This is a genomic window from Pseudomonas sp. SWRI68 (assembly GCF_014269165.1).
In the GTDB taxonomy this organism is placed as follows: domain Bacteria; phylum Pseudomonadota; class Gammaproteobacteria; order Pseudomonadales; family Pseudomonadaceae; genus Aquipseudomonas; species Aquipseudomonas capeferrum.
The window spans coordinates 540,072-565,392 of sequence record NZ_JABWRU010000002.1; the positions used below are offsets into that span (position 1 = coordinate 540,072).

The 25,321-nt window shown below is 66.7% G+C and carries 11 protein-coding genes; 6 read left to right on the forward strand and 5 right to left on the reverse strand.

Going from position 1 to position 25,321, the window contains the following annotated elements; all coding sequences use genetic code 11:
* Window positions 1–86 precede the first annotated feature (86 nt).
* A complete protein-coding gene (locus tag HU770_RS06045) occupies window positions 87–1,433 on the forward strand; it encodes a dipeptidase (protein ID WP_186663294.1) in 1,347 nt (448 codons plus the stop codon).
* A gap of 16 nt (window positions 1,434–1,449) precedes the next feature.
* A complete protein-coding gene (locus HU770_RS06050) occupies window positions 1,450–2,730 on the forward strand; it encodes an aminotransferase class V-fold PLP-dependent enzyme (RefSeq protein ID WP_186663296.1) in 1,281 nt (426 codons plus the stop codon).
* A 35-nt stretch (window positions 2,731–2,765) separates the two neighbouring features.
* Here the strand turns inward: HU770_RS06050 and HU770_RS06055 are convergent, their stop codons facing one another.
* The gene (locus tag HU770_RS06055) at window positions 2,766–3,734 is read right to left on the reverse strand and encodes an alpha/beta hydrolase (RefSeq protein ID WP_186663298.1); all 969 of its coding nucleotides are present in this window, start codon (window positions 3,732–3,734) and stop codon (window positions 2,766–2,768) included.
* A 142-nt stretch (window positions 3,735–3,876) separates the two neighbouring features.
* On the opposite strand from HU770_RS06055, the gene HU770_RS06060 reads away from it, so the two are divergent.
* Complete coding sequence (locus HU770_RS06060; protein WP_186657206.1) at window positions 3,877–4,998, forward strand: cupin-like domain-containing protein; 1,122 nt, start codon at window positions 3,877–3,879, stop codon at window positions 4,996–4,998.
* Window positions 4,999–5,160: 162 nt separating this feature from the next.
* Here HU770_RS06060 and HU770_RS06065 read toward each other — a convergent pair whose 3' ends face one another.
* From HU770_RS06065 to HU770_RS06075, 3 genes are all read right to left on the reverse strand, one after another.
* Entirely contained in the window at window positions 5,161–6,552 is a 1,392-nt protein-coding gene (locus HU770_RS06065; RefSeq protein WP_186657204.1) for an aspartate aminotransferase family protein, read from the reverse strand.
* Between the two features lie 175 nt (window positions 6,553–6,727).
* Entirely contained in the window at window positions 6,728–8,050 is a 1,323-nt protein-coding gene (locus HU770_RS06070; RefSeq protein ID WP_186663300.1) for an ATP-binding protein, read from the reverse strand.
* Window positions 8,047–8,730 (reverse strand): response regulator transcription factor, encoded by a 684-nt coding sequence (locus tag HU770_RS06075; protein ID WP_186663301.1) that lies wholly within the window; start codon window positions 8,728–8,730, stop codon window positions 8,047–8,049. The genes HU770_RS06070 and HU770_RS06075 overlap by 4 nt, the downstream gene beginning before the upstream one ends.
* Before the next feature lie 163 nt (window positions 8,731–8,893).
* On the opposite strand from HU770_RS06075, the gene dsbD reads away from it, so the two are divergent.
* The 3 genes from dsbD to dsbG are packed head-to-tail and all read left to right on the forward strand — an operon-like array spanning window position 8,894 to window position 12,205.
* Complete coding sequence (gene dsbD / locus HU770_RS06080; RefSeq protein ID WP_186663302.1) at window positions 8,894–10,606, forward strand: protein-disulfide reductase DsbD; 1,713 nt, start codon at window positions 8,894–8,896, stop codon at window positions 10,604–10,606.
* Window positions 10,606–11,442, forward strand: coding sequence for a TlpA family protein disulfide reductase (locus HU770_RS06085; RefSeq protein ID WP_033699325.1), 837 nt, complete (start codon window positions 10,606–10,608; stop codon window positions 11,440–11,442). Before dsbD ends, HU770_RS06085 begins: the two co-directional genes overlap by 1 nt.
* A gap of 1 nt (window position 11,443) precedes the next feature.
* Entirely contained in the window at window positions 11,444–12,205 is a 762-nt protein-coding gene (gene dsbG / locus HU770_RS06090; RefSeq protein ID WP_186663303.1) for a thiol:disulfide interchange protein DsbG, read from the forward strand.
* Between the two features lie 98 nt (window positions 12,206–12,303).
* Here the strand turns inward: dsbG and HU770_RS06095 are convergent, their stop codons facing one another.
* Complete coding sequence (locus HU770_RS06095) at window positions 12,304–25,257, reverse strand: non-ribosomal peptide synthetase (protein WP_186663304.1); 12,954 nt, start codon at window positions 25,255–25,257, stop codon at window positions 12,304–12,306.
* Window positions 25,258–25,321: the final 64 nt, after the last annotated feature.

A 25,321-nucleotide genomic window follows, 5' to 3' on the forward strand; every position in this document is an offset into this window, starting at 1 on the left:
CTAAATTTCCACACGGCAGGCTCGTTCACTCCAGGTAGCGGCGGCCACTGTGCCCATCCCTCGACGGTGAACCTACTGAGACCAAGATGACGACTCCACGCTGGAAGAAAGCCCTGTTTATCAGCCTGGCCGCGGCCGTGACCGCAGGTGCCGGTTTTGCCGCCTGGCACTACTTCAAAACGCCGGCAGGCTACTCCAGAGAAGTGGTGCGCCAGGCCAACGACCTGCAGGAACGCATCATCTCGTTCGACAGCCATGTCACCCTGCCGCTGACCTTCGGCACCGAAGGCAGCGAGGCTGACAAAGACGGCAACGGCCGCTTCGACCTCGCCAAGGCCGCCCGCGGGCGGTTGTCCGGCGCCGCACTGACCATCTTCGCCTGGCCCGAATCCTGGACCGGCGACGATGGCCCGCACCGGCCGACCGCAGGCTTCGTCGAAGCCGCGCGCCACACCCAGGAAGTGCGCTACAACGCCATCGACGCCATGGTCCGCGACTTCCCCGAGCAGGTCGGTATCGCCTACACCCCACAAGACATGCGGCGCCTGCATGGCGAGGGCAAGTTCGCAGTGTTCCTCAGCATGCTCAATGCCTATGCCCTGGGCGACGACATTGATCAGCTGGACCGCTGGGCCGCACGCGGCGTGCGCATGTTCGGCTTCAGCTATGTGGGCAACAACAGCTGGGCCGACTCTTCGCGCCCGCTGCCGTTCTTCAATGACACCGCCGATGCCCTGGACGGCCTTTCGCCGGTCGGCAAACGTGCCGTGCAGCGGCTCAACGACCTGGGCGTGATCATCGATGTGTCGCAGATGTCGAGCAAGGCGCTGGCCCAGGCCATCAGCCTCAGCCGCGCGCCCGTGGTGGCTTCGCATTCGGCCCCGCGGGCCATGGTCGATATCGCCCGTAACCTGTCCGACAAGGAGATGCAACTGATCAAGGACAGCGGTGGCGTGATCCAGCTGGTGGCGTTTTCAACCTATCTCAAGCCGCTGAGCCCCAAGACCCAGGGCAAACTCAACGACCTGCGCGCCCGCTACGACCTGCCGCCACTGGCCAACCTCAACTACGCGTTGATGCCGGGCGACCCGGTCATCGCCGGCTGGCCCGAACAGAAAGTGGGCCAGTACGCCAACGCGCTATACGGGATCCTCGACGAAGAACCACCGGCCACGCTCAAGGACTTTGGCGACGCCATCGACTACACGGTGCGCAAGGTCGGCATCGACCATGTAGGCCTGAGCTCGGACTTCAACGAAGGCGGCGGCATCGACGGCTGGCACGACGCCAGCGAAGCGCGCAACGTGACCGCCGAGCTGATCAGCCGCGGTTATTCCGAGGCCGATATCGCCAAGCTCTGGGGCGGCAACTTCCTGCGCGTGTGGGAACAGGTGCAGCACGCCGCACAACCCGCCACCACCTCGTCCCGATAAGCCTGCGAGTGCCTTCATGAACCATCGCCGTACCTTTCTCAAGCAGGCAGGCCTCCTGGCCGCCGCCCTGCCCTTGGCCAGCCAGTGGCTGCCGGGCGCACACGCCGCCTCGCCAGCTGCAGGTGGCGACGCCTGGGCAGGCTTTCGCAGCCTGTTCGAGCTGGACCCGGAGTACGCGCACTTCGCCAACTTCCTGATCACCTCACACCCAAAGCCCGTGCGCGAAGCCATCGAAGCCCTGCGCGCGAGCTTCGACCGGCACCCGGCACGCATGGTCGACTGGGACAGCCAGTCGGAGTGGAAGCACGAAGCCGCCGTGCGCGAGTGGGCGGGCCGCTACCTGGAAGTGAACCCTCGGCAGATCGCCCTGACCGGCAGCACCACAGAAGGCCTGGGCCTGATCTATGGCGGCCTGAAGCTTGCGCCGGGGCAGGAGATCCTCACCACCGTGCACGAGCATTCGGCGGCGCGCCATACCCTTGGCTTTCGCACCGCGCGCGATGGCACGCCGGTGCGCAGGTTGCGCCTGTTCGAAAACCCCGCGTTGATCAGCACTGACCAGGTACTGGGCACCCTCGCTGCGGCCATCAGCCCCAAGACCCGCGTGCTGGGCATGACCTGGGTGCATTCGGGCAGCGGTGTGAAGCTGCCTGTCGGCGAGATCGGCGCACTGGTGCGCGAGGTCAATCGGCAGCGCGACGAGCGCGATCAAATTATCTATGTGATCGACGGCGTGCATGGCTTCGGCGTCGAGGACATGCGCTTTGCCGACCTGAACTGCGACTACTTCATCGCTGGCACCCACAAGTGGATGTTCGGGCCACGCGGCACCGGGATCATCTGCGCGGCCTCCACCGAGCTCAAGCACCTGAACCCGACCATCGCCACGTTTTCCGAGAATGAAGACTTCGCCACCGTGATGACCCCCGGCGGCTACCATGCCTTCGAGCACCGCTGGGCGCTGGGCAAGGCGTTCGAACTGCACCTGCAGCAGGGTAAGGCGAAGGTCCAGGCGCGTATTCATGGGCTCAACGACTACCTGAAGCAACGCCTTGAGGCGCTTGAGGCGGTCGAGCTGGTGACGCCCCGTAGTGCTCATTACTCGGCAGGTTTCACCTTCTTCAGGGTCAAGGGTCAGGAGGCAGATGACGTGGCTGGGCACCTGAACAGCCAGCGCATTGTCGTCGATGCCGTGTCGCGTGATGCCGGGCCGGTGGTGCGTACCGCGCCTGGGTTGCTCAATACAGAAGCCGAGATCGACCGGCTAGTCGATGTGCTGGGACGGCGGGTGCGCTGAGCTGCAGGAAGGGGCGCAAAGCGCCCCCGGCAATCTCAAGCCTTATCCCCAACCCCCTCCAGCCAACGCCCCACATCCTGGTAGATATCGCCCACCTGCCCAACAATCCCCGACATGCGCAAAAAGTCATGGGTCAGCCCCTCGACCCGGGCAAACGTCACCTCGGTCCCGCCCGCCACCAACCAATCACGGTAGGCAATCCCTTCGTCATGCAACGGATCGTACTCGGCGACGAACAGATAAGCCGGCGCCAACGGCGCGCGCAGCGTCGACAGCAAGGGCGACACGCGCCAGTCCAGGCGCTGCTCTGGCTGCGGCGCATAGTGCTGGTAGAACCACTCCAGGGTAGGCGTTTCCAGCAGGTAGCCCTCGGCATGTTGGCGATGGGACTCGCGCTGGCAGGAAATATCGGTCACCGGGTAGAACAGCAACTGTGCCAGCGGCTTGAACGCCAACGCCTCAGGCTGTTCGACCGCGGTGATGGCCAGTACCGCAGCCAGGCTGGCGCCGACGCTGTCCCCCGCCAGCACCACTCGGCGAGTGTCCAGCCCCAGCGCTGGCGCCTGTTCGGCCAGCCAGTTGGCGGCATCCAGCACATCGTGCAGCGCCACCGGAAACGGCTGTTCCGGTGCCAGTCGGTAGTCCGCCGCCAGCACTGCGAACGCGCCCATGGCTGCCAGACGGCGGCACACCGAATCATGCGAGTCGAGGCTGCCTACAACGTAGCCGCCACCGTGCAGGTAGAAAATAACCGGCTGCAAAGCACCGCCCGCGTCGTCCGCGCGGTACAGCCGTGCTGGCAGGCTGGCGCCATCACGCGCCGGGACGTTCAGCTCGCTCACCTGCAGGCTGCCGGGCGGGCTGGGGTCGAGCACTTGCGAGCTGCCCTCGAACTCCGCCCGGGCCTGGGCCACGTCCATCGCGTGCATGGGCAGGCTTCTGCCCGTCAACCGGCCAAATTCGACCAGCTCCAGAAAACCCGCCAGATCAGGGTGCAATGCCATGTTGGATCCTTGCTTGAACAATGTGACTCGGCTATCCCTACGGAACGTAGAAGGCCCCGCGAAAATTAGCGGCAGGCACGGCTAAATCGACGACGGACACACTCGTTATCCCTTCACAACGAAACCCCGTCAGAGGCTAACCGTGGACCTTCAGAGCATCCTCAGCAAACTGTTCGCCAACGCCCATGCCGTCGGCATCGAAGGCGTGTTCCAGTTCGTCTTCGGCCAGGACCGGGCCTTCTGGTCGGAAGTGCGCGACACCAGCCGCACGGGCGCGGGCCGGCACAGCACCCCGGATGTCACCATCGAAGTGGCCGAGCGCGACTTCCTCGGCATCATGGGCGGCACGGCCAATGTCGAGGAACTGTTCGCCAGCGCACGCCTGAAAATCACCGGCAACATGGGCCTGGCTACCTTGCTGCCGCAGATCATCAACAACGCCCGCAAAGGTGCGGCGCCGGCCAAGGTGGCAATGAACCAGCGCTACCCCACGCCGGCACGCCTCAGCGAACGGGTTTCGGCGGCGCTGCCAGTGCAGCGCGAGGTGCTGCGCATAGCCCGGGCCGACATGCCGCTGTCGCGCTTTCAAAGCGAGTTTCTGCTGCATGGCACCCCTGTGGTACTCGGCGACGCCCTGCAGGACTGGCCACTGTTCAGCATGGGCCGCGAGGCTTCGCTCGAGCATTTCGCCGAGCTGCAGGGCATTACCCGGCATGGTGACTACGTCAAGAAAACCTTCTCCACCGACCGCGACTTCCGCTCGACCTCCATGGCCGACTTCATCGCTTCGCTGGACAAACCGGCCAAGCCTGGCGAGACACCGGCCTACATGGGCAACAACATCGTCCCGGAAAAACTCCTGACACTGATCCGCTTTCCGGATTACTTCGAGCGCCAGCGCTTCATCTCGCCCCGTATCTGGATCGGCCCCAAGGGCACCCTGACGCCCCTGCATCGCGACGACACCGACAACCTGTTCGCCCAGGTCTGGGGCCAGAAGTCGTTCATCCTCGCCGCACCTCACCATCGGGCAGCGCTGGGCACCTGGTCGACCAGCCCCAAAGGGGGCCTGGACGGCTGTGACTTCAACCCCGACGCGCCAGACTACCAACGCTTCCCGGCGGCGCGCGAGGTGCCCTTCCTGCGCGTGGTGCTGCAGGCCGGTGACCTGTTGTTCCTGCCAGAAGGCTGGTTCCATCAGGTGGAGTCGGTGTCCACCTCGTTGTCGGTGAACTTCTGGGTGAACTCCGGGCGCGGCTGGTAGCCGCCCTTGCGGGGGTTACTTTGCGGTGGCGTCGGCTCGCTTCTAGAGAAACCCGCTTGCAAGAGTACGCCCGCATGGCCACCCCCACCCGCCTGCCCTTTCACGCTGCAGGGTGTCAACGGCCCCACCTTGGCCGGGGCCGCAACGCGGCCCCGGCATGTGTCAGACCGCTGCTTTCAGGGCCTCGGCAAACCGCTGCGCCACCTCGTCGATCTGCTCGCCACTGATAATCAGCGGTGGCAGGAAGCGCACCACTGCACCGTGGCGCCCACCCAACTCCAGGATCAGGCCACGCTTGAGGCATTCACGCTGAACCTTGGGCGCCAACGCGCGGTTGGCCACAGGGTGCCCCAGGGCATCGCGTAGGCCGTGCGGGTCGACCAGCTCTACCCCGAGCATCAGCCCACGGCCCCGGATATCGCCCAACTGCGGATAATCCCGCTGCAGGTGCAGCAAGTGCTGGCGCAGGCGCTGGCCCATGGCCTCGGCGTGCTCGGCCAGGCGATGTTCGACCAGGTAATGGATCACCGCCGAGCCTGCGGCCATGGCCATCTGGTTGCCACGGAAGGTGCCGGCATGGGCGCCTGGCTTCCAGGTGTCCAGCCAGTCGCGGTACACCACCACCGCCAGCGGCAGGCTGCCGCCGATGGCCTTGGACAAGGTCACCACGTCCGGCACGATACCGGCGTGCTCGAAGGCGAACATCCGCCCGGTGCGGGCGAAGCCACTCTGGATCTCGTCGACGATCAGCGCCACGCCGGCTTGCTCGGTGATCCGTCGCACGCCCTTGAGCCACGCGATATCGGCGGGCACCACGCCACCTTCGCCCTGCACCACTTCGAGGATCACCGCTGCCGGCAGAGGCACGCCGCTTTCAGGGTCGAGCAGCAGGTTCTCCAGGTAATGCAGGTTGGCCTTGACCCCGGCTTCGCCCCCCAGGCCGAACGGGCAACGGTAGTCGTAGGGGTACGGCATGAACTGCACCCCGTTGCCCAGCAGGGCACCCAGCGGCTGTTTCGGCCCGTGGCTGCCCATCAGGCTCAGCGCGCCCTGGCTCATGCCATGGTAGGCGCCCTGGAAGGCCAGCACGGTGCTGCGGCCGGTGGCGCCACGCACCAGTTTGAGCGCCGCTTCAACAGCATCGGTGCCGGTCGGGCCGCAGAACTGCACCTTGGCTTCCCGGCGCAGCGCCTCGGGCAGTACGCCGAACAGGTCCTGGACAAAGCGGTCCTTGACCGGCGTGGTCAGGTCGAGGGTGTGCAGCGGCAGTTCGTCGGCCAGCACTTGCTGGATCGCCTCGATTACCACCGGGTGGTTATGGCCCAGGGCCAAAGTGCCGGCGCCGGCCAGGCAGTCGATGAACTGGCGGCCTTCGACATCCTCGACATGGATGCCACGGGCGCGCTTGAGCGCCAGTGGAATGCGCCGTGGGTAGCTGCGGGCGTTGGATTCCTGTTGCTGCTGGCGTTGCAGCAGCGGCGAATCGGTGAACTCGTACAGGGGTTGCGGCGCACTGGCCGGCAAGACCTGGGCAAGGCGGGTAGCGGTCGACATGGTAGATCCTCGCAAGCAAGCGAAAGTGCCCCGCCACGCCCCTGTAAGCAGATGTGTGCGGGTAGTTGTCGCTTGGGAAACGCTTAAGCGCCGGGAGGATTTAGCGGTTGCTGCGGGATTTTTGTACAGGGTTGTGATGCCTGGGCATTGTATCTGGTTCACCAAGCCAGGAAAATCAACGACCCGGGCGCGCCGGCACCTGCAACAGCACACGCAAGCCATCGCTGCGGCTGTCGAAACGCAAGCTACCGGCGCAACGCTGGACAATCGCCTGGACGATCGCCAAGCCCAGCCCACACCCGCCACTCTGGCCATTGCGCCAGAACCGCTCGGTCAGGTGCTGCAAGTCGTCGTCGGCAATCCCCGGCCCGTGGTCACGCACCATGAAGCCCACCTGGCCATCAGCCATCTGCACTTCCAGCTCCACCGCGCTTTCGCCACCGTGGCGCAAGGCGTTGTCCAGCAGGTTGCGCAAGGCCGCGACCGCCAGCGGCGCGGGCATGCCCAGGTAGATCTGCGTGGCCTGCTCGGGCAGGCGCAGCACGATCCGCCGGTTGTCGCCGCCACCGGCATCCTGCACCGCCTGCCGGGCGACCTGCTCGGCGCTGCACTGCACGCCATCCTCGAACGACAGGCTGCCCTCGACACGCGCCAGCATCAGCAGTTGCTCGAGCGTGCGGTGCATGCGGTCGGCACCTTCTTCGGCATGCTCCAGCGCCTGCTCGCGCACCGCGCCATCGGTCATGCGCGCCACCTGCAGGTGGGTCTTGATCGCCGTCAGCGGGCTGCGCAATTCATGCGCGGCGTCATCGGTCAGGCGCCGCTCGCGTTCGAGGGTCTGGGCAATGCGCAGGAACAACTGGTTCTGGGTTTCCAGCAGCGGTTGCAGCTCGCTGGGCATGCCGGCCACCTGCAACGGCTCGACACTGTCGGCACGCCGCCGACGCAGGGCGTCGCGCATTCTATTGAGCGGCTCCAGGCCCTTGCCCAGGCCGATCCACAACAGGCCGAGGCTGCCGAGCAACGCCATCAGCACCGGTGCCGAGGCTGCCAGCAGGATCGACTGGTTCAGGGCCTCGCGCTCCATGTGGCGGTCGGCGGTGGTGATGCGCACATCACCGTGGTTGTAGGTAAACGTACGCCACAACGCATCGTCGATGGTCTGGTCACGGAAGCCGCTGCGCTGATCATCCATGGCCCCGTCATGCTTGTGGTTGCTGGCCAGGATCTCGCCCCGCAGTGAACTCACCTGGCAGGCCATGCCGTCCGGCACGCTGAACTGGTCGGCGGAAAAATGCGCATCCTCGCCCTTGGCCGCCAAGGGTTGCGGCAACTGGTCGATCAGCCCGGCAACCATGCGCGCCGAAGCCACCAAGCGCTGGTCGAGGGAAAACATCATCTGCTGGCGCAGGTCGCGCAGCATCCATGCGGCAGCCAGCACCCAGATGATCACGAAGGCACTGCCCAGGATCAGGCTCAGGCGTACCCGCAGGCTCATGGCACGACCTCCTTCGGTGCCTGCGCAGGGCCAAGCCGGTAGCCCAGGCCACGCACGGTTTCGACGATGCTGTTACCGAGCTTGCGGCGCAAATGGTGAATATGCACATTGAGGGCGTTACTCTCGACCTCGTCACTGAAGCCGTACACGCAATCTTTCAACTGTTCGCTGGACAGCACCCGCCCTGGGTTCTGCAGCAGGGCCTGGAGCAGCGCCTGCTCACGGCGGGAAAGGTCGACCGGCTGGCCGGCCAGGGTCGCTTCGCAGCTGCTGGGGTCATAACGCAGCGGGCCGTGCTCGATGGCATTCACCGCCCGCCCGGCCACACGGCGCAGCAAGGTGTGCAGGCGCGCCGCCAGCTCCCGCAGGTCGAACGGCTTGAGCAGGTAGTCGTCGGCGCCGGCCTGCAGGCCATCGACCCGGTCGGTGACCGCATCGCGTGCCGTGAGCACCAGCACCGGCAGGCTCTCGCCCTGCTGACGCAGGCGCCGCAGCAGCTTGAGGCCGTCTTCATCGGGCAGGCCGAGGTCGAGGATCATCACATCGAACTGCGCCGCCTGGAGCATCGCCCGTGCACCCGCAGCATTGGCGACCCGGTCCACGGTCAAGCCCTGGGCGGTGAGGCCGGCGCAGATGCCGCTGGCGATCAGGTCATCGTCCTCGCAGAGCAGAACGTGCATGGTGGAGCTCCGGGTTAGGTGAGGCAGATACTGCACCACGGGTGGATTAAGTGAAGATTATGGACCTGGCGCGTGCGTTTGGGGGGATGTAGGACCGGGTTAACCTTGGGTTAATCGACCCAGGCCAGCATGGCCCACTTCAACGTACTGCCAAGGCGAAGACATGCGTGCCCTCTTTCTGTTCCTGACACTGCTGCTGGCCGGCCCCCTGCAAGCCAATCCGTTCGACGTCAAACCCGACTTCCTGCCGGTCAACCAGGCCTTTGTGCTGAGCCATGACCGCCAGGCCGATGGCCAGATGCGTCTGTTCTTCCAGATCAAGCAAGGCTACTACCTCTACCAGAAGCGCCTGAAGTTCGACGGCCTGCCCGCCGAGCAGCAGCCGCAGTTGCCGCCGGCACTCAACCACCATGACGAATTCTTCGGCGACAGTGCGGTGTACCGCGACCAGCTCGAACTGCTGATCCCTGCCAACGCAAAAGGCCAGTTGCACCTGGGCTGGCAGGGCTGTGCCGACGCCGGCCTGTGCTACCCGCCGCAGACCACCGCCATCGACCTGGGTGGCAGCGTGGCCCCTGCCGCCGATCAGGCCAGCGACCAGGCCCTGGCCAGCAACCTGCAGCAGGGCAACCTGGCGTGGGGCCTGCTGGCCTTCTTCGGCCTTGGCCTGCTGCTGGCCTTCACCCCCTGCTCGCTGCCGATGCTGCCGATTCTCGCCGGGCTGGTGCTCGGCAATGGCGCCAGCGCCCGACGCGGCTGGTTGCTGGCCGGGGTGTACGTGCTGAGCATGGCCTTGGTATATGCCGCCCTGGGCGTGGTGGCGGCGCTGCTCGGCGCCAGCCTGCAGGCCTGGTTGCAGCAACCCTGGCTGCTGGGCAGCCTGGCGGCATTGTTCGTGGTGCTGGCGCTGCCGATGTTCGGCGCCTTCGAGTTGCAACTGCCCGCCGCCCTGCGCGACCGTCTCGACCGCGCCGGGCAAGGTACCCGTGGCGGCAACCTGTACGGTGCCGCGCTGCTCGGGGCGCTCTCCGGCCTGCTGCTCGGCCCGTGCATGACCGCACCGCTGGCCGGGGCGCTGCTGTACATCGCCCAGAGCGGCGACGTGCTGCAGGGCGCGCTGGTGCTGTTCAGCCTTGGCCTGGGGATGGGCGTGCCGCTGCTGTTGCTGGTCACGCTGGGCAATCGCTACCTGCCGCGCCCAGGTGCGTGGATGAACCTGGTCAAGGGCGTGTTCGGCTTCGTGTTCCTGGCCATGGCCCTGTATACCCTGCGCAGCCTGCTGCCACAGGCCCTGCTGCTGGCCCTGAGCGGCGCCTGGCTGATCGCCTTGGCCTGGGCCGCGTGGCCGGCCCTGCAGCGTATGCCTGCGCTGCGCGCGCTGCCTTTGCTGGGCGCGCTGTGGGGCGGGCTGTTGCTGGTCGGTGCAGCGGCCGGGGGCGATGACCTCTGGCAACCCTTGCGGCCGTTCGCCGGGGGTAGCGGGCCTGCGGCGGTGCAACCGGCAGAGGATGCATTCGTGACCGTCAGCCGCCCCGAAGACCTGCAACGAGAGCTGGACGCCGCCAAGGCCCGTGGCCAATGGGTGATGCTCGACTACTATGCCGACTGGTGCGTGTCGTGCAAGGTCATGGAAAAAAAGGTCTTCGCCCGTGCCGACGTACACGCCAGCCTGGCGGGCGTGCACCTGCTGCGCCTGGACGTCACTGCCAACACCCCGGCCAGCCAGGCACTGCTGCAACGCTACCAGGTACCCGGCCCGCCCAGCATCATCTGGGTCGGCCCGGAAGGCGACGAACGCCGTGCGCGACGCATCACCGGTGAAGTGGATGCTGCCGCGTTCCTGCAACACTGGACCCAGACCAGGAGCCAAGGCTGATGCTGACCGTAACCCTCGGGCCATTGACCATGGCCCTCAACCACCTGCTGATGCTCACTGCCCTGGTGATCGCCAGTGTGGTCGGCTGGTGGGTCGCCCGCCGCGGCGGCGAAAGCCCGGAGTCGGCACTCTTCAACCTGTTTCTGATTGGCGTGCTGTGCGCGCGCCTGGGCTTCGTCGTAGCCTACTGGCCGATGTACCGCGATGACCTGGTGCAAGTCATCGACATCCGCGACGGCGGCTTCCTGTTCTGGTCCGGCCTTGCCGGCATCGTGCTCGGTGCGCTCTGGCAAGGCTGGCGACACCCGGGCCTGCGCCGTCCTCTGGGTTGGGCCTTGTTCAGCGGTGCGCTGTTCTGGGGCCTCAGCAGCCTGGGCGGCCACCTGTACAGCAAAGGCACCGAGCTGCCTGAGCTGAGCCTGCGCAACGCCGGCGGGCAGCCCGTGGCGCTGCACAGCTATCGTGGCAAGCCACTGGTCATCAACATCTGGGCCACCTGGTGCCCGCCCTGCCGGCGCGAAATGCCGGTGCTGCAACAGGCCCAAGGTGACTACCCCCACGTAACCTTCCTCTTCGTCAACCAGGGTGAGACGCCCGAGAACGTCAGCACTTTCCTCGCCACCACCGGCCTGAGCCTGACCCACGTGCTGTTCGACGGCGCCGGCCAACTGGCCCAGCGGGTCGGCTCGATGGCCCTGCCTACCACGCTGTTCTACGACAGTAACGGGCGGCTGATCGGCAGCCACCTAGGCGAGCTGTCACGGGCCAGCCTGCGCCACGCCCTGGAACCTTTCGACCGGGCCGCCGCGCCCACCCCTGCCGCACAAGGAAACTGACATGCGATTGACTGCACTGCTGCCCCTGTCCCTGGCCCTGCTGGCCACCCCGCCGCTGCACGCCGAAGAAGCGCTGCCCAAGGCGATCCAGCAACTGCAAGCCAAGGGCGCCGCGATCAAGGGCAGCTTCGATGCCCCCGATGGCCTGCGCGGTTATGCCGCCGAGTACCAGAACAACGGCATCGCCCTGTACCTGACACCTGACGGCAAGCATGTGCTGGTCGGCAGCCTGTTCGACGAACAAGGCCAGGACCTCAGCGCCGCTCCGTTGGACAAGCTGGTCTACGGGCCGATGAGCAAGGCCATCTGGGCGAAGATGGAAAAAACCGCCTGGATCGCCGATGGCAAGGCCGATGCGCCGCGCATCGTCTACCTGTTCAGCGACCCCAACTGCCCGTACTGCAATATGTTCTGGCAGCAGGCGCGGCCATGGGTGGAATCGGGCAAGGTGCAATTGCGCCATATCATGGTCGGCATCATTCGCGAGGACAGCCCGGGCAAGTCGGCGGCGTTGCTGGCGGCCAAGGACCCGGCCAAGGCGCTGGCACAGCACGAGAAGGCCGGCAAGGCCAGTTCGCTCAAGGCGCTGGAGAAGGTGCCAGAGGCGGTGCAGAAGCAGCTGGAAGGGAACATGGCGTTGATGGAGGAAATGGGGTTGCAAGCAACCCCGGCGATCTTCTATCAGGATGAGCAGGGCAACCTGCAGAGCCAGCAAGGGGCGCCGCGCCCGGAGATGCTTGGGAAGATTCTCGGGAAGCGGTAGTGCATGCCGTGGGTATAAGGTGGCGGCGCAGATCGAGCGCCGCGCGGGCGGCGCTCGATCTGCGCCGCCCAACAAAACTCACGGCCTACCCAAAACCCCTACAACCCCTCCAGCTCCGCCATCAGGTCACTAAGCCGGTCAACCTTGTCATCATCCAGCGCACTGCCCTGCAGCCCCTGCACGTACACCGCCAACTCCGCCACGGTGCTGCACTCGAACATCGCCCGCAGCGGCACATTGAGCTGCAATTGCTTCTGCACCCGCGAGGCAATCTGCGTCGCCAGCAATGAATGCCCACCCAACTCGAAGAAGTTGTCGTGCACCCCCACCCGTTCGGCCTTGAGCACGTCGGCCCAGATGCCTGCCAGCACCGTTTCCAGCTCGTCACGCGGCGCCTCATAGGCCTGGCTGTGCTGGCCACCGATGTCAATGGCCGGCAGCGCCTTGCGGTCGAGCTTGCCGTTTGCGTTGTGCGGCAGGCTGTCGAACCAGCCCAAGTGCAAGGGCACCATGTACTCCGGCAGCACAGCGCGCAGGCGCTGCTTGACCTGTTCGAGTAACGCCGCATCGGCGCTGACGCCCTGATGCGCCACCAGGTAGCCGACCAGGTGCTTGCCGTTGACGCCCTCCTGCACGCCCACCGCGGCATCGCGCAACTCTGGCTGCTCGTGAAGGCGCGCTTCGATCTCGCCCAGCTCGATACGGTAGCCACGGATCTTCACCTGGTGATCGATGCGGCCCACGTATTCCAGCACACCGTCCGGACGTTGCCGCGCCAGGTCGCCAGTGCGGTACAGGCGCTCGCCCGGTGCGCCATGCGGGTGCGGGATGAAGGCCATGGCCGTCCGCACAGGGTCACCGACATAACCACGGCCCACACCGGTGCCGGCGACACACAGCTCGCCGACCGCACCCAATGGCACCAAGGTCTGGTCTTCGCCGAACAGGTACAGGCGGTTGTTGTCGGTCGGCGTACCAATCGGCAGGTAGCTGCCGCGGGTCGACTCGACATCGACGCGGAAGAACGCAACATCGTCCGAACACTCCGCCGGGCCGTAGGCATTGACCAGGCCGATCGCCGGGTAACGCTGCAGCCATTGCGCGGCCAGCTCCGGCGGCATCGCCTCGCCAGTTGGCAGCATCCAGCGCAGGCCATCAAGGCTTTGATGATCGTTGGCCAGCATGCCCTGGATCAGCGACGGGACGCTCTCCAGCACGGTGATGCCGGTGGCCTGCACATGCGCCAGCAGGCCCTGCGGATCATGGGCGATGGCATTGGGCACGATCTCCAGCCTGGCGCCGAACAACGGTGCGGCAAGGAACTGCCAGACCGAAATATCGAAGCTCTGCGACGCGGTCTGGGCAATCACGTCCTGTTCGCTCAGGGCCAGGTAAGGCACCTTGCTCAGCTGGTTGTTGAGCATGCCGCGCTGCTCGACCATTACCCCTTTTGGCTGGCCGGTCGAGCCCGAGGTATAGATCACATAGGCAAGGTTGTCCGGGCCACTGTGGATGCCTGGGTTGTGGCTGGCAACCTGGCTGGCCTGGATGTCTTCCCACACCAGCAATTGTGGTCGTGCCGCAACGTCCAACTCACCCAGCAACTGCTGACCTTGCTCGGCACAGGCCGCGCTGCACACAAGCACCGGCGTACGGCTGAGCTGGATGATGCTTTGCAGGCGCGCAGCCGGCAGCGCCGGGTCCAGCGGCAGGTAGCCGGCGCCCGCCTTGAAGCTGCCGACTATCATGCCCAGCAGCGGCAACCCTCGCTCGGCCAGCAGCGCCACCGGCTGGTCCACCTTTACACCGGCCGAAATCAAGGCATGACCCAGGCGGTTAGCCGCCAGGTTCAGCCCGGCGTAGTCGTAGGAGGCCTCCAGGCAGCGGGCCACAGTACGTTCCGGGTGCGCCGCAACCTGTGCTTCGAACTGCGTGACGTAGCTCTGCTGCAGCGGATAAGCCCGCTCGGTACGGTTGCAGTCGTCCAGCAAAAAGCGTTGCTCCTCGGCGCCCAGCAACGGTAGCTCGCTCACCTCCCCTTCAAAGCCTTGTACCAGCGCCAGTAACAGGCGCTTGAACTCGGCCAGCAGACGCTCGACGGTCGGGTAGTCGAAGTAGCGCTGGTCGAACGACAGGTGCAGGCCCAGGTCATCACCCGGATAGCACACTGCCGTCAACGGGAAGTTGGTGTGGGTACGGCCCGAGTCCGAGCTGGCGTTGAGGTGCTGGGCATGGTCGAGCACCGCAGTTTCCACCGGCGCGTTCTCGAACACGAACAGGCTGTTGAACAGCGGCTGGCCCTTGGGCAGCTCGCTGCATTCCTGAATCGCCACCAACGGCAGGTACTCATATTCGCGCACTTGCATGTTGTGCTCGAGCAAGCCTTGCAGCCAGCTGCGTACACTGCGGCGCTCGCCTGCCGCCGGCAGTTGCACGCGCAAGGCGATGCTGTTGATGAACAGCCCGACGGTGCGCTGCATCTGCGGCATGCTCACCGGGCGCCCGGCCACAGTGACCCCGAAGGCCACGTCGCGGTCGCCGCTGTAGCGCGCCAGCACCAGGGCCCAGGCCGCCTGGGCGAAGGTGTTGATGGTCAGCTGATGGGCCTGGGCCAGTTCACGCAAGCGCACCCCGTCACTGACCTGCAGGCGGGTGTAGCAGTCGCCGACGACCATCCCGTCACCGGCGTGGTCGTGACGCAACGGGCGGTCACTGGGGACCGCGGTGGCCCGCTCGAAGCCGGCCAGGTTGGCCCGCCACCACTGGCGTGCCTCGTCCAGGTCCTGGCGTTGCAGCCAGCTGATGTAGTCGCGGTAACGGGGCGGCACCGGCAGCTGGGCCTGGCGGCCTTCGCCAAGGGCCTGGTAGACCTCGAAGAAGTCGTTCATCAGCAACGAGCGGCACCAGGCATCGATCAGGATGTGGTGATTGCTCATCATGAACCAGTAGCGCGCATCGGCAACCCGCACCAGGCGCAGGTGGAAGGGTGCTTCACAGAGCAGGTCAAAACCGGCCTCGCGCTCCTGTTTGTGCAGGCTTTGCAGGCGCGCTTCCTGGGCGCTGTCGTCGAGGCCGCGCCAGTCCTGATAATCCACGGCAGTCTTGCCTGGCTTGTGGATGATCTGCAGCATCGCCTCGCCGGCGTTCCAGCTGAACGATGCGCGCAGTGCCTCATGCCGCGCCACCACCGCCTGCCAGGCCTGGGCGAAGCGGTCGGGGTCGAGCGCACTGTTGATGCGGTAACGGTCCTGCATGTAGTAGATGCCGGTGCCCGGCTCCAGCAGGGTGTGCAGCAGCATGCCTTCCTGCATCGGCGTCAGCGGGTAGACGTCGTCGATCTCGGCGGCGGCGACCGGCAAACTGTCGATCTGCTCCTGGGTCAGGTGCGCCAACGGGAAGTCAGACGGCGTGAAGCTGCCGCTGCCGTCGGCCAGGCAATGGCCGACCAGCGCCAGCAGCTCCCGGCGGTAGCCTTCGGCCAGGGTGGCGATGGTCTGCTCATCGTAGCGTTCGCTGCTGTAGGTCCAGCGCAACTGCAGGGCGCCGGCATAGACCTGGCCGTCGACACTCAGCCAGTTGGGCAGCGCTGCATCGAGGTCATGGGCCAGGCCCGCCGCTGCATCCAGCGGCTGGAACAGCGCGTCGGCGTCAAACTGCTGGTCGAACTGCCCCAGGTAGTTGAAGGTGATGCGTGCCTGCGGCAGCGCGGCCATGCGTTCACGCCCGGCCTCGTCGGCCAGGTAGCGCAGCACGCCATAGCCCTGGCCTTTGTGCGGCACCTGGCGCAGTTGCTCCTTGACCCGTTTGATCGAGCTGGCGCGCGCGGCCTCGTCTTCACCCAGCACCGGGCGCAGGCTCAACGGGTAGGCATTGGTGAACCAGCCCACGCTGCGGGTCAGGTCCATGTCTTCGAACAGCCCGTCGCGGCCGTGGCCTTCAAGCTGCACCAGCACTTCAGCGTCACCACTCCAGCGGCACAAGGTACGGGCCAGGGCCGTCAGCAGCAGGTCGTTGACCTGGGTGTGGTAGGCCGCCGGCGCCTGTTGCAGCAACTGGCGGGTCTGCTCTGCATCGAGGCCGATGGCCAGGGTCCGGGCGTGGCGGTGCAGGTTGCCACCCTGCGGGTGATCACACGGCAGTTCGTGGCGCACAGCGCCAAGCTGGCCGTGCCACCAGTCCAGTTCGTCGCGCAGCGAGTCGCTGCCGGCATAGCTGGCCAGGCGCGCAGCCCAGTCGTCCATGGCATGGGTCTTGGCCGCCAGCGGCTGGCCACGGTACAGCGCCTGCAAGTCTTCGAGCAGCACACGCCACGACACACCGTCGACCACCAGGTGATGGATGGCCAGCAGCAGGCGTTGGCTGCCCTGCCCGTCCGTCACCAGCAAGGCGCGCAGCAGCGGGCCTTGTTCCAGGTCGAGGCTGCGCTGCAGGTCGGTGTACAACGCCTGGCAGTCATCGAAGTCGGCGACTGTCGCGGCCCACAGCAACTGCTGAGGGGCAGGCTGGGCGTACTCGGCCTGCCAGCGGCCACTGGCCTGGCTGAAACGCAGGCGCAGGCTGTCGTGGTGCTGCACCAGCGCGGCCAGGGCCTGCTCCAGTGCCACAGCGTCCAGTGGCTGGCGCGCCTGCAGCAGCACTGCCTGGTTCCAGTGCTGAGGCTGGGCCACCTCGCTGTCGAAGAACCAGTGCTGGATCGGCGTCAGGCCGCTGTGCCCCTGGCGCAGGCCTTGCTCGATGCCAGTTGGCGCGGCGCTCAGGCTGGCCACGGTGGCCAAGGTCTGGATGGTCTGGTGCTGGAACAGATCGCGCGGGGTGAACTGCAGGCCCAACTGGCGGGCACGGCTGACCACCTGGATCGACAGGATCGAGTCGCCACCCAGTTCGAAGAAATTGTCCTGCACACCGACGCGGGGAAGGTTGAGCACATCGCACCACACCTGCGCCAGCTGCGCTTCCACCTCATTGCTCGGCGCCTGGTAATGCTGGCGCGCCTGCTCCAGGTCCGGCAACGGCAGTGCGCGGCGGTCGAGTTTGCCGTTGCCCATCAGCGGCAAGCTGTCGAGCAGGACCAGGTGAGCGGGCACCATGTAGTCCGGCAGGTGCTGGCGGGCATCGGCCTTGACCGCTTCGCGCAACACGGCCTGAGCCTCACTGCTGGCACCGGCCTGCTTGCACACCAGGTAGCCAACCAGTTGCTTGCCACCCGGCAGGTCGAGGGCCAGCACCACGGCCTCGTCGACCTCGGCATGCGCCTGCAGGCGGCTTTCGATTTCGCCCAGCTCGATACGGAAGCCGCGAATTTTCACCTGCTGGTCGGCACGGCCGACGTACTCGACCAAGCCATCGGTGCCCAGGCGGACCAGGTCACCGGTGCGGTACAGCCGGCCACCCTCGGCACAGAACGGGTCGGCGACGAAGCGCTCGGCGCTCAGCCCCGGGCGGTCGTGATACCCCTGGGCCAGGCCGGCACCACCGACATACAGCTCGCCGATACCGCCTTGTGGCAACAGGGCCAGGTCTTCGTCGAGGATGTAGGCGCTGCGGGCGCCAATCACCCGGCCGATCGGCACGCTGCCCATGTCGGCCGACAGCGTTTGCGGGGCCAGGCAGGCCAGCGGCATGACCACGGTTTCGGTCGGGCCGTAGGCATTGAAGAACTGCTGCGGCGCGAACGCCTGGCGAATGCGCTGCAGGTGCTCGCCGGTCAACGCTTCACCGCCGGTGATCACCAGGCGCACCGGCAACTGCTCGCCCTGCCCCGCCAGGTACTGGGCCAACTGGCTGCCGTAGCTTGGGGTGAAGCCAAGAATACTCACCTGCTGCTCACGCACCAGTTGGCAGATCTCTTCAGCGCCCCACTGGCCTTGGGCGCGGATCACCACGCGGGCACCGCACAGCAGCGGCGTCAGCAAGCGCTCGCTGGCGGCGTCGAAGTTGATCGAATAGAAGTGCAGCTCGCAGTCGTCGCTGCGCATGCCGAAGGCCTCGATCACGGCCTGGCAATGCATGGCGATTTCACCGTGGCTGACCACTACGCCCTTGGGCTTGCCGGTCGAGCCCGAGGTGTAGATCAGGTAGGCCTGATGTTGCGGCAGGTTGAGGTTATCCAGCGCGGCATCGCTGAAGGCCGACAAGCTGGACGCATCGTCCTCCAGGCTCCAGCGGGCCACACCTTCAGGCAGCTCGCCGAGGGTTTCGAGCAGCGCGCGCTGGCCGAGCAGCAGGCCAATACGGCTGTCTTCGATCATGTAGCGCAAGCGGTCGAGCGGGTACTCCGGGTCGAGCGGCACATAGGCACCGCCCGCCTTGAGGATCGCCAGCAAGCCGATGACCATTTCCAGCGAACGTTCCAGGGCCAGGCCGACGCGCACCTGCGGGCCGACCCCGCGCTCGCGCAGGGCGCGGGCCAGGCGGTTGGCCTGCTGGTCCAGCTCGGCGTAGCTCAGGTGCTGGCCGGCGAAGGTCAGCGCCAGCGCGTGCGGCGTGCGTGAAGCTTGGGCGGCGAACAGGCCGTGCAAGGTCTGGTCGAGCGCGCCATGCTGCGCGCCCTGCAACTGGCCAACCAGCACCTGCTGCTCGCTGGCACTCAGCATCGGCAGCTCGCACAGCCGCTGTTGCGGGTCGTCCAGCAGGCCGGCCAGCAGTTGCTGCCAGTGTTCAGCCATGCGCGCGATGCGCGGCACGTCGAACAGGTCACGGCTGTAGGTCAGGCAGCAGCCCAGGCGGCCATCGAGGTCAGTGACTTCCAAGTACAGGTCGAACTTGGTGGCGCTGGCGTCGTTGACCAGGTAGTCGACCTGCATGCCGGCCAGCTCCCGGCTTTGCTGGAACGCCCAGCGCTGGACGTTGCACATGACCTGGAACAGCGGGTTGTAGGCGCTGCTGCGCGGCGGTTGCAGGGCTTCGACCAACTGGTCGAACGGCAGGTCCTGGTGCGACTGGCCTTCGATGGCGGCCTGGCGCATCTGCTCCAGCAGTGCGGCGGCGGTCATCTGGCCATCCAGCTCGCAACGCAGTACCTGGGTGTTGAGGAAGGCGCCGATCAGCCCCTCGCTTTCCGGGCGGATGCGGTTGGCCACCGGGGCACCGATGCGCAGGTCACGCTGGCCGCTGTAGCGGTGCAGCAAGGCCGCCAGGGTGGCCGTCATGGTCATGAACAGGGTCAGCCCACGCTGGCTGTTGAAGGCATGCACACGGGCCACCAGCGCCGGGTCGAGCTCGAAGCGGTACAGCTCGCCACGGTGGCTCTGCACTGCCGGGCGCGGGCGATCGGTGGGCAATGCCAGCACCGGGTGCTCATCGCCCAGGCGGGCTTTCCAGTAGGCCAACTGGCGCGCGCCTTCGCCGCTTTCCAGCCAGTGCCGTTGCCACACGCTGTAGTCCAGGTATTGCACCGGCAGCGGCGCCAGGGGCGACGCGCGATCATCGACGAAGGCTTCGTACAGCTCGCCCAGCTCGCGGGCGAAGATGTCCATGGCCCAGCCTTCGGTGACGATGTGGTGCAAGGTCAGCACAAAGTAGTGCTCACGCTCCTGGGCCTTGACCAGGCAGGCGCGCAGCAGTGGCCCGCGCTCCAGGTCGAACGGCTGGTGCGCCTGGTCGTCTGCCAGCTGTTGCAGGCGTTGCTCGCGGGCCTCGGCGGGCAAGGCGCTGAAGTCGTGCCAGCCAAGCTGCAAGCCGCTGTCTTCGGCCACGCACTGGTACGCTGCGCCGTCGATGCTGGGGAAGGTGGTGCGCAGGGTTTCGTGGCGCACGATCAGGGCCTGCAACGCCCGCTCGAAGGCGTCCACGTGCAGGGTGCCACGCAGGCGCGCCATGCCGCCGACGTTGTAGGCGGGGCTGTCTGGCTCCATCTGCCAGAGGAACCACATGCGCTGTTGCGAGTACGACAACGGCACGGCCTGGCGGCGGTCGACGTGGGCGATCTCGCCTTGCAGGTTACGCTCGCCGGCATCTCGGATGCGCGCGATCTCGGCGCAGAAGGCGCCCAGCTCGCTGGCTTCGAACAGGACTTTGAGCGGCAGTTCGACATCGCACGCCTGGCGGGTTCGCGAAACGATCTGGGTGGCGAGCAGCGAATGGCCGCCGAGGGCGAAGAAGTCGTCCTGCAGGCCGACACGCGGCAGGTTCAAGACCTCACACCAGATCGCCGCCACCTGTTGCTGCAACGCACTCTGCGGCGCCACATGCTCGCGCTGCTGCCACACAGGGGCTGGCAGCGCCTTGCGATCGACCTTGCCGCTCGGGCCCAAGGGCATGTGCGCCAGCGCGATCAGCTGCGCCGGCACCATGTAGGCCGGCAGTTGCTCGGCCAGAGCGGCCAACAGGGTGGCAGGCTCGGCCGCGCCGCTGTAGTAGCCGACCAGCTGTGCACCCAGCGCATCCTTGTGGATCAGCACCAGCGCCTGCTCGACACCAGGCTGCGCCAACAGGCACGCCTGAACCTCTTCAGGCTCGACGCGAAAACCGCGAACCTTCACCTGCTGGTCGAGGCGTCCGAGGTATTCCAGCGCCTGGAGCTGGGTTTGCCAGCGGGCACGGTCGCCACTGCGGTACAGGCGCTGGCCGTCACCGTCGGCCTGGGGCACGAAGCGCTCGGCGGTGAGGCCCGGGCGGCCCAGGTAGCCACGGGCCAGGCCCGCGCCGCCCAGGTACAACTCACCCGGCACGCCCGGGGCAGTCAGTTCCAGCTCATCGTCCAGCACGCGGCAGAGCACGTTGCCCAGCGGGCGGCCAATCGGCGAACGCTCGCCGTCTCCGGCCTGGCAGTGCCAGTGGGTGACGTTGATGGCGGTTTCGGTCGGGCCGTAGCGGTTGTGCAACTGCACCTGGGGCAGCACTTGCAGCACACGGTCACGCAGGGTCGCGGACAATGCCTCACCCCCGGAGAACAGCCGGCGCAGGCTGGTGCAGGCTGCGGCCTGCGGCTCCTGCACGAACACTTGCAACAACGGCGGCACGAAATGCAGCGTAGTCACGCCATGCTGTTGCACCAGCGCAGCGATGCACTGGGGGTCACGGTGTTCGCCGGGGCCAGCCAGCACCAGCTTGCAGCCGGTGATCAGCGGCCAGAAGCACTCCCACACCGAGACGTCGAAGCTGATAGGCGCTTTTTGCATCAGCACATCAGCGTCGTTCAGCGTATAGGTGGCTTGCATCCACTGCAGGCGTTCGGCCAGGGCGGCATGGGTATTACCCACGCCCTTGGGCTGGCCGGTGGAACCCGAGGTGTAGATCACATAGGCCAGGTTGTCGCCGTGCAGGTGCAGGCCTGGGGCATGGCTGGGCCAGCTGTCCAGGTGCAGCTGGTCCAGGGCGATGGCGCTGACACCTTCGACCTGCGGCAGCTTGCCCAGCAAGGCGCTGTGGCTCAGCAGCAGGCTGGCGTTGCAGTCGCCGAGCATGTAGGCCAGGCGCTCGGCCGGGTAGTCCACGTCCAGCGGCACGTAGGCGCCGCCGGCCTTGAGGATGGCCAGCAGGCCGACCAGCAACTGCGGCGACCGCTCGACGGCGATGGCCACGCAGGTGTCGGGGCCAACGCCTTTGTCACGCAGGTAATGGGCAAGGCGGTTGGCCTGCTGGTGCAGCTCGGCATAGTCGAGGCTGCCACCCTGCCAGGCCAGCGCAATGCGCTGCGGGGTCAGCCGAGCCTGCTCGTTGAGCTGTTCGACCAGCAGGCGCTCGGGCGCCGCGGCGGCTGCCTGGCCCCAGCCGAGCACCTGCGCACGGCTGTGCTCATCGAGCAGTTGCACCTCGCCCAGCGCCAAGTGCGGCTGGGCGCAGACCTGCTCCAGCAACGCCAGCAGGTGCGCGGCCAGGCGCTTGACGGTACTGGCCTCGAACAGCTCGGCGGCATAGTCGAAGGCCAGCGTCAGGCGGCCTTGATGGTCCTCTTCGCTGTGCAACTGCAGGTCGAACTTGGCTTCGCGGCTGTGCCAGGGCAGCTCTTCGGCAAGCAGGCCAGGCAAGCGGCGCAAGGCCGAAAGGTCGCGCTGCTGATGGTTGAACATGACCTGGAACAGGCCCTGTTCGCGGGCTTCTGGCAGGGCTTCGAGGAGCTGCTCGAAAGGCAGGTCCTGGTTGGCCTGGGCCTCGAGGGTGGTTTGGCGTGCCTGGGCCAGCAGTTGCTCGAAGGGCAAGCGGCCATGCAGCTGCGCACGCAGCACCTGGCTGTTGATGAAGAAGCCGACCAGGCCCTGGGTTTCCAGGCGCGGGCGGTTGGCATTGGGCACGCCGACACGGATGTCTGCCTGGCCGCTGTAGCGGTGCAGCACACCTTGCCAGCCGGCCAGCAGCACCATGAACAGGCTCGCCTGCTGCTCGCGGGCCAGGCCCTTGAGCGCCTCGGTCAGTTTGGCCGGCACTTTCAGGTTGTAACGTGCCGCACGTTTGTCACGCTGGCTGGCGCGGGGCTGGTCGGTGCACAGGTCGAGCACCGGCAGCGCATCGCCCAGCTTGGCCTTCCAGTAGTGCAACTGGCGTTCGGCTTCACCGTCGGCCAGCCATTGCCGCTGCCAGGTGCCGTAGTCGGCGTAACCCAGCGGCAGGGGCGCCAGGTCGGCTGCATGGCCTTGGCAGTGCGCAGCGTACAGCCTGGCGAATTCGTCGAGCAGAATGTTCAGCGACCAACCATCGGCGACGATGTGGTGCAGGGTCACCCACAGCTGATGCTCGTCATCGTCCAGGCGCGCCAGGGTCACGCGCAGCAAGGGGCCTTGGCCAAGGTCGAACGGCTGCTGGGCCTCTTCCTCGCGGCATGCTGCAACCTGCGCGGGCGCCTGGCCTTCGAGGTCCAGGCGATGCAGGCTGAACGGCTGCTGTGCCAGGATCCGCTGCCGGGCCTGGCCGTCCTCTTCGCTGAAGACCGTGCGCAAGGATTCATGGCGCGCGACCAGGGCCTGGAAGGTCGCCTCCAGTGCAACGACGTCCAGCTCACCGCGCAGGTGCAGGCCGGCCGGAATGTTGTAGGCCGCCGATTGCGGCTCGAGTTGCCAGAGCAGCCACAGGCGGTTCTGTGCCAGTGATTGCGGCAGCGACTGGTCACGCTCGAGGGTGGCGATGCCGGCCGATTGTGCCCCGCCTTCGGCAACGATCGCCGCCACAGTGGCGCTGTACTCACCCAGCAGCGGGGCTTCGAACAGGGTGCGCAGGCTCAGGTTGATGCCCAGTTCATCGGCCAGGCGCGCCGTGGCCTGGGTGGCCGCGATGGAGTTGCCGCCCAGCAACAGGAAGTGATCGTCCGCCGCCACGGCTTCGACCTTGAGCACATCACGCCACACAGCGGCGATGCGCGCCTGCAGGTCGCCGGCCGGCGCGCCGCTTGGGTGCTGCTCGCTGGCCTCCGGGAAGCGCGCGTAACAGTCCAGGCTGCCATCGTCCATGCGCTGGCGGCAGGCCGAGCGCTGGAGCTTGCCGCTGGAGGTCTTGGGCAGTGCGCCCGGGTTGAGTAACAGGACCACGGCCGGCGCCTGGCGGCAGGCGTCGGCGATGACCTGGCGCAAGGTCTTGATCAGCGCCTGAGGCTCGACGGCTTTTTGCACATTGCGGCTGACTTCCACCGCCACGCCGATGCCCTCCTCGCCCTGATGGTCCACGGCAAACACCGCTACGCGGCCTTTGCGCAGCACATCGACTTCGCGCTCCAGGGTTTTTTCCAGGTCTTGCGGGTAGAGGTTCTGGCCGCGGACGATGAGCATGTCTTTCAAGCGCCCGGTAACGAACACTTCGCCATCGCGCATGAAACCCAGGTCGCCGGTGCGCAGCCAGGTCTGGCCGTCCATTTCGACGAAAGTGCGGGCGCTGGCCTCGGGGTTGCGCCAGTAGCCCAAGGCGATGCTCGGGCCGCCCGCCCAGACCTCACCAACCAAGTTGTCGCCCAGCACTTCCAGGCGCTGCGGCTCGACAATGCGCACCGCATGCCCTGGCTGCGGGTAGCCACAGCTCATCAGCACACTGCCGCTACCAGGTTCGGCGCGGTTGGCGGCGAAGGCCTCGGCATCCACCTCCAGCGCGCCGATGCCCTGGCCGCGGCGGCTGCCGCTGACGAACAGGGTCGCCTCGGCAAGGCCGTAACTGGCGAAGAAGCTGTGCGGGTCGAAGCCACAGGCCTGGAACTTGTCGGCGAAGGTCGCCAGGCTGTCCTGGCGGATCGGTTCGGAGCCGGAATAGGCCACGCGCCAGCGGCGCAGGTCAAGCCCCGCCAGGGAGGCCTCGCTGACCCGCTCGCTGCACAGGCGGTAGGCGAAGTCGGGGCCGCCGCTGATGGTGCCGCCGTATTCGCTGATTGCCTGCAGCCAGCGCAGTGGCCGGGCGAGGAAGTAGCCGGGCGACATCAGCACGCAGGGCACGCCGCTGAAGATCGGCTGCAGCAGGCCGCCGATCAGGCCCATGTCGTGGTACAGCGGCAGCCAGCTGACGATGACGTCGTCGGGGTTCACATCGATGCCGAAACCGTGACGGATCAACTGCTCGTTGGCCACCAGGTTGCCATGGCTGACCTGCACGCCCTTGGGCAGCGCGGTGGAACCTGAGGTGTACTGGAGGAAGGCGATGTCATCGCCGGCCAGGGCAGGCTCTTGCCAGGCATCGGCCAGGGCCGGGTCAAGGCCATCCACCGCCAGCAGCGCGGGGGCATTGGCCGCCGCCAGCGCGTCCAAGCCCTGCAAGCTGTCGTGCAGCGCGACCACGGTCAGCAGCAGGCGCGGCTCGGCATCGTCGATGATCGACAGCAGGCGTTGCTGGTGATGGTGGCGCGTGGACTCTGGGGGATACGCCGGCACGGCGATGACGCCGGCATACAGGCAGCCAAAGAACGCCGCGACATAGTCCGGGCCGCTGGGGAACAGCAGCACCGCACGGTCGCCGAACCCTGCGCGGGCCTGCAAGGCAGCGGCGATGGTGCGCGCGCGGCGGTCCAGGTCCCGGTAGCTGAGCACGGCCTGCTCGCCGGGAGCATCGGCCAGAAAGCGCAGGGCTATCTTGTCCGGGGTCTGCGCGGCGCGTTGCGCGAGGGCCTGGACCAGCGAGAGCGGGAGTTCGAAGGCGTCCGTCATGGGGTGTTCCTGCCAGTGTCTGGTGAAGTCGGGCCGGCTGCTCCGCGAACGTCGGCGGGCAGCG

Bases quoted from the DNA above. Each gene is read 5' to 3' on its own strand.
- HU770_RS06045 (WP_186663294.1), top strand. From the start codon at position 87: ATGACGACTCCACGCTGGAAGAAAGCCCTGTTTATCAGCCTGGCCGCG.
- HU770_RS06050 (WP_186663296.1), top strand. From the start codon at position 1,450: ATGAACCATCGCCGTACCTTTCTCAAGCAGGCAGGCCTCCTGGCCGCC.
- HU770_RS06055 (WP_186663298.1), bottom strand. From the start codon at position 3,734: ATGGCATTGCACCCTGATCTGGCGGGTTTTCTGGAGCTGGTCGAATTT.
- HU770_RS06065 (WP_186657204.1), bottom strand. From the start codon at position 6,552: ATGTCGACCGCTACCCGCCTTGCCCAGGTCTTGCCGGCCAGTGCGCCG.
- HU770_RS06070 (WP_186663300.1), bottom strand. From the start codon at position 8,050: ATGAGCCTGCGGGTACGCCTGAGCCTGATCCTGGGCAGTGCCTTCGTG.
- HU770_RS06075 (WP_186663301.1), bottom strand. From the start codon at position 8,730: ATGCACGTTCTGCTCTGCGAGGACGATGACCTGATCGCCAGCGGCATC.
- dsbD (WP_186663302.1), top strand. From the start codon at position 8,894: ATGCGTGCCCTCTTTCTGTTCCTGACACTGCTGCTGGCCGGCCCCCTG.
- HU770_RS06085 (WP_033699325.1), top strand. From the start codon at position 10,606: ATGCTGACCGTAACCCTCGGGCCATTGACCATGGCCCTCAACCACCTG.
- dsbG (WP_186663303.1), top strand. From the start codon at position 11,444: ATGCGATTGACTGCACTGCTGCCCCTGTCCCTGGCCCTGCTGGCCACC.
- HU770_RS06095 (WP_186663304.1), bottom strand. From the start codon at position 25,257: ATGACGGACGCCTTCGAACTCCCGCTCTCGCTGGTCCAGGCCCTCGCG.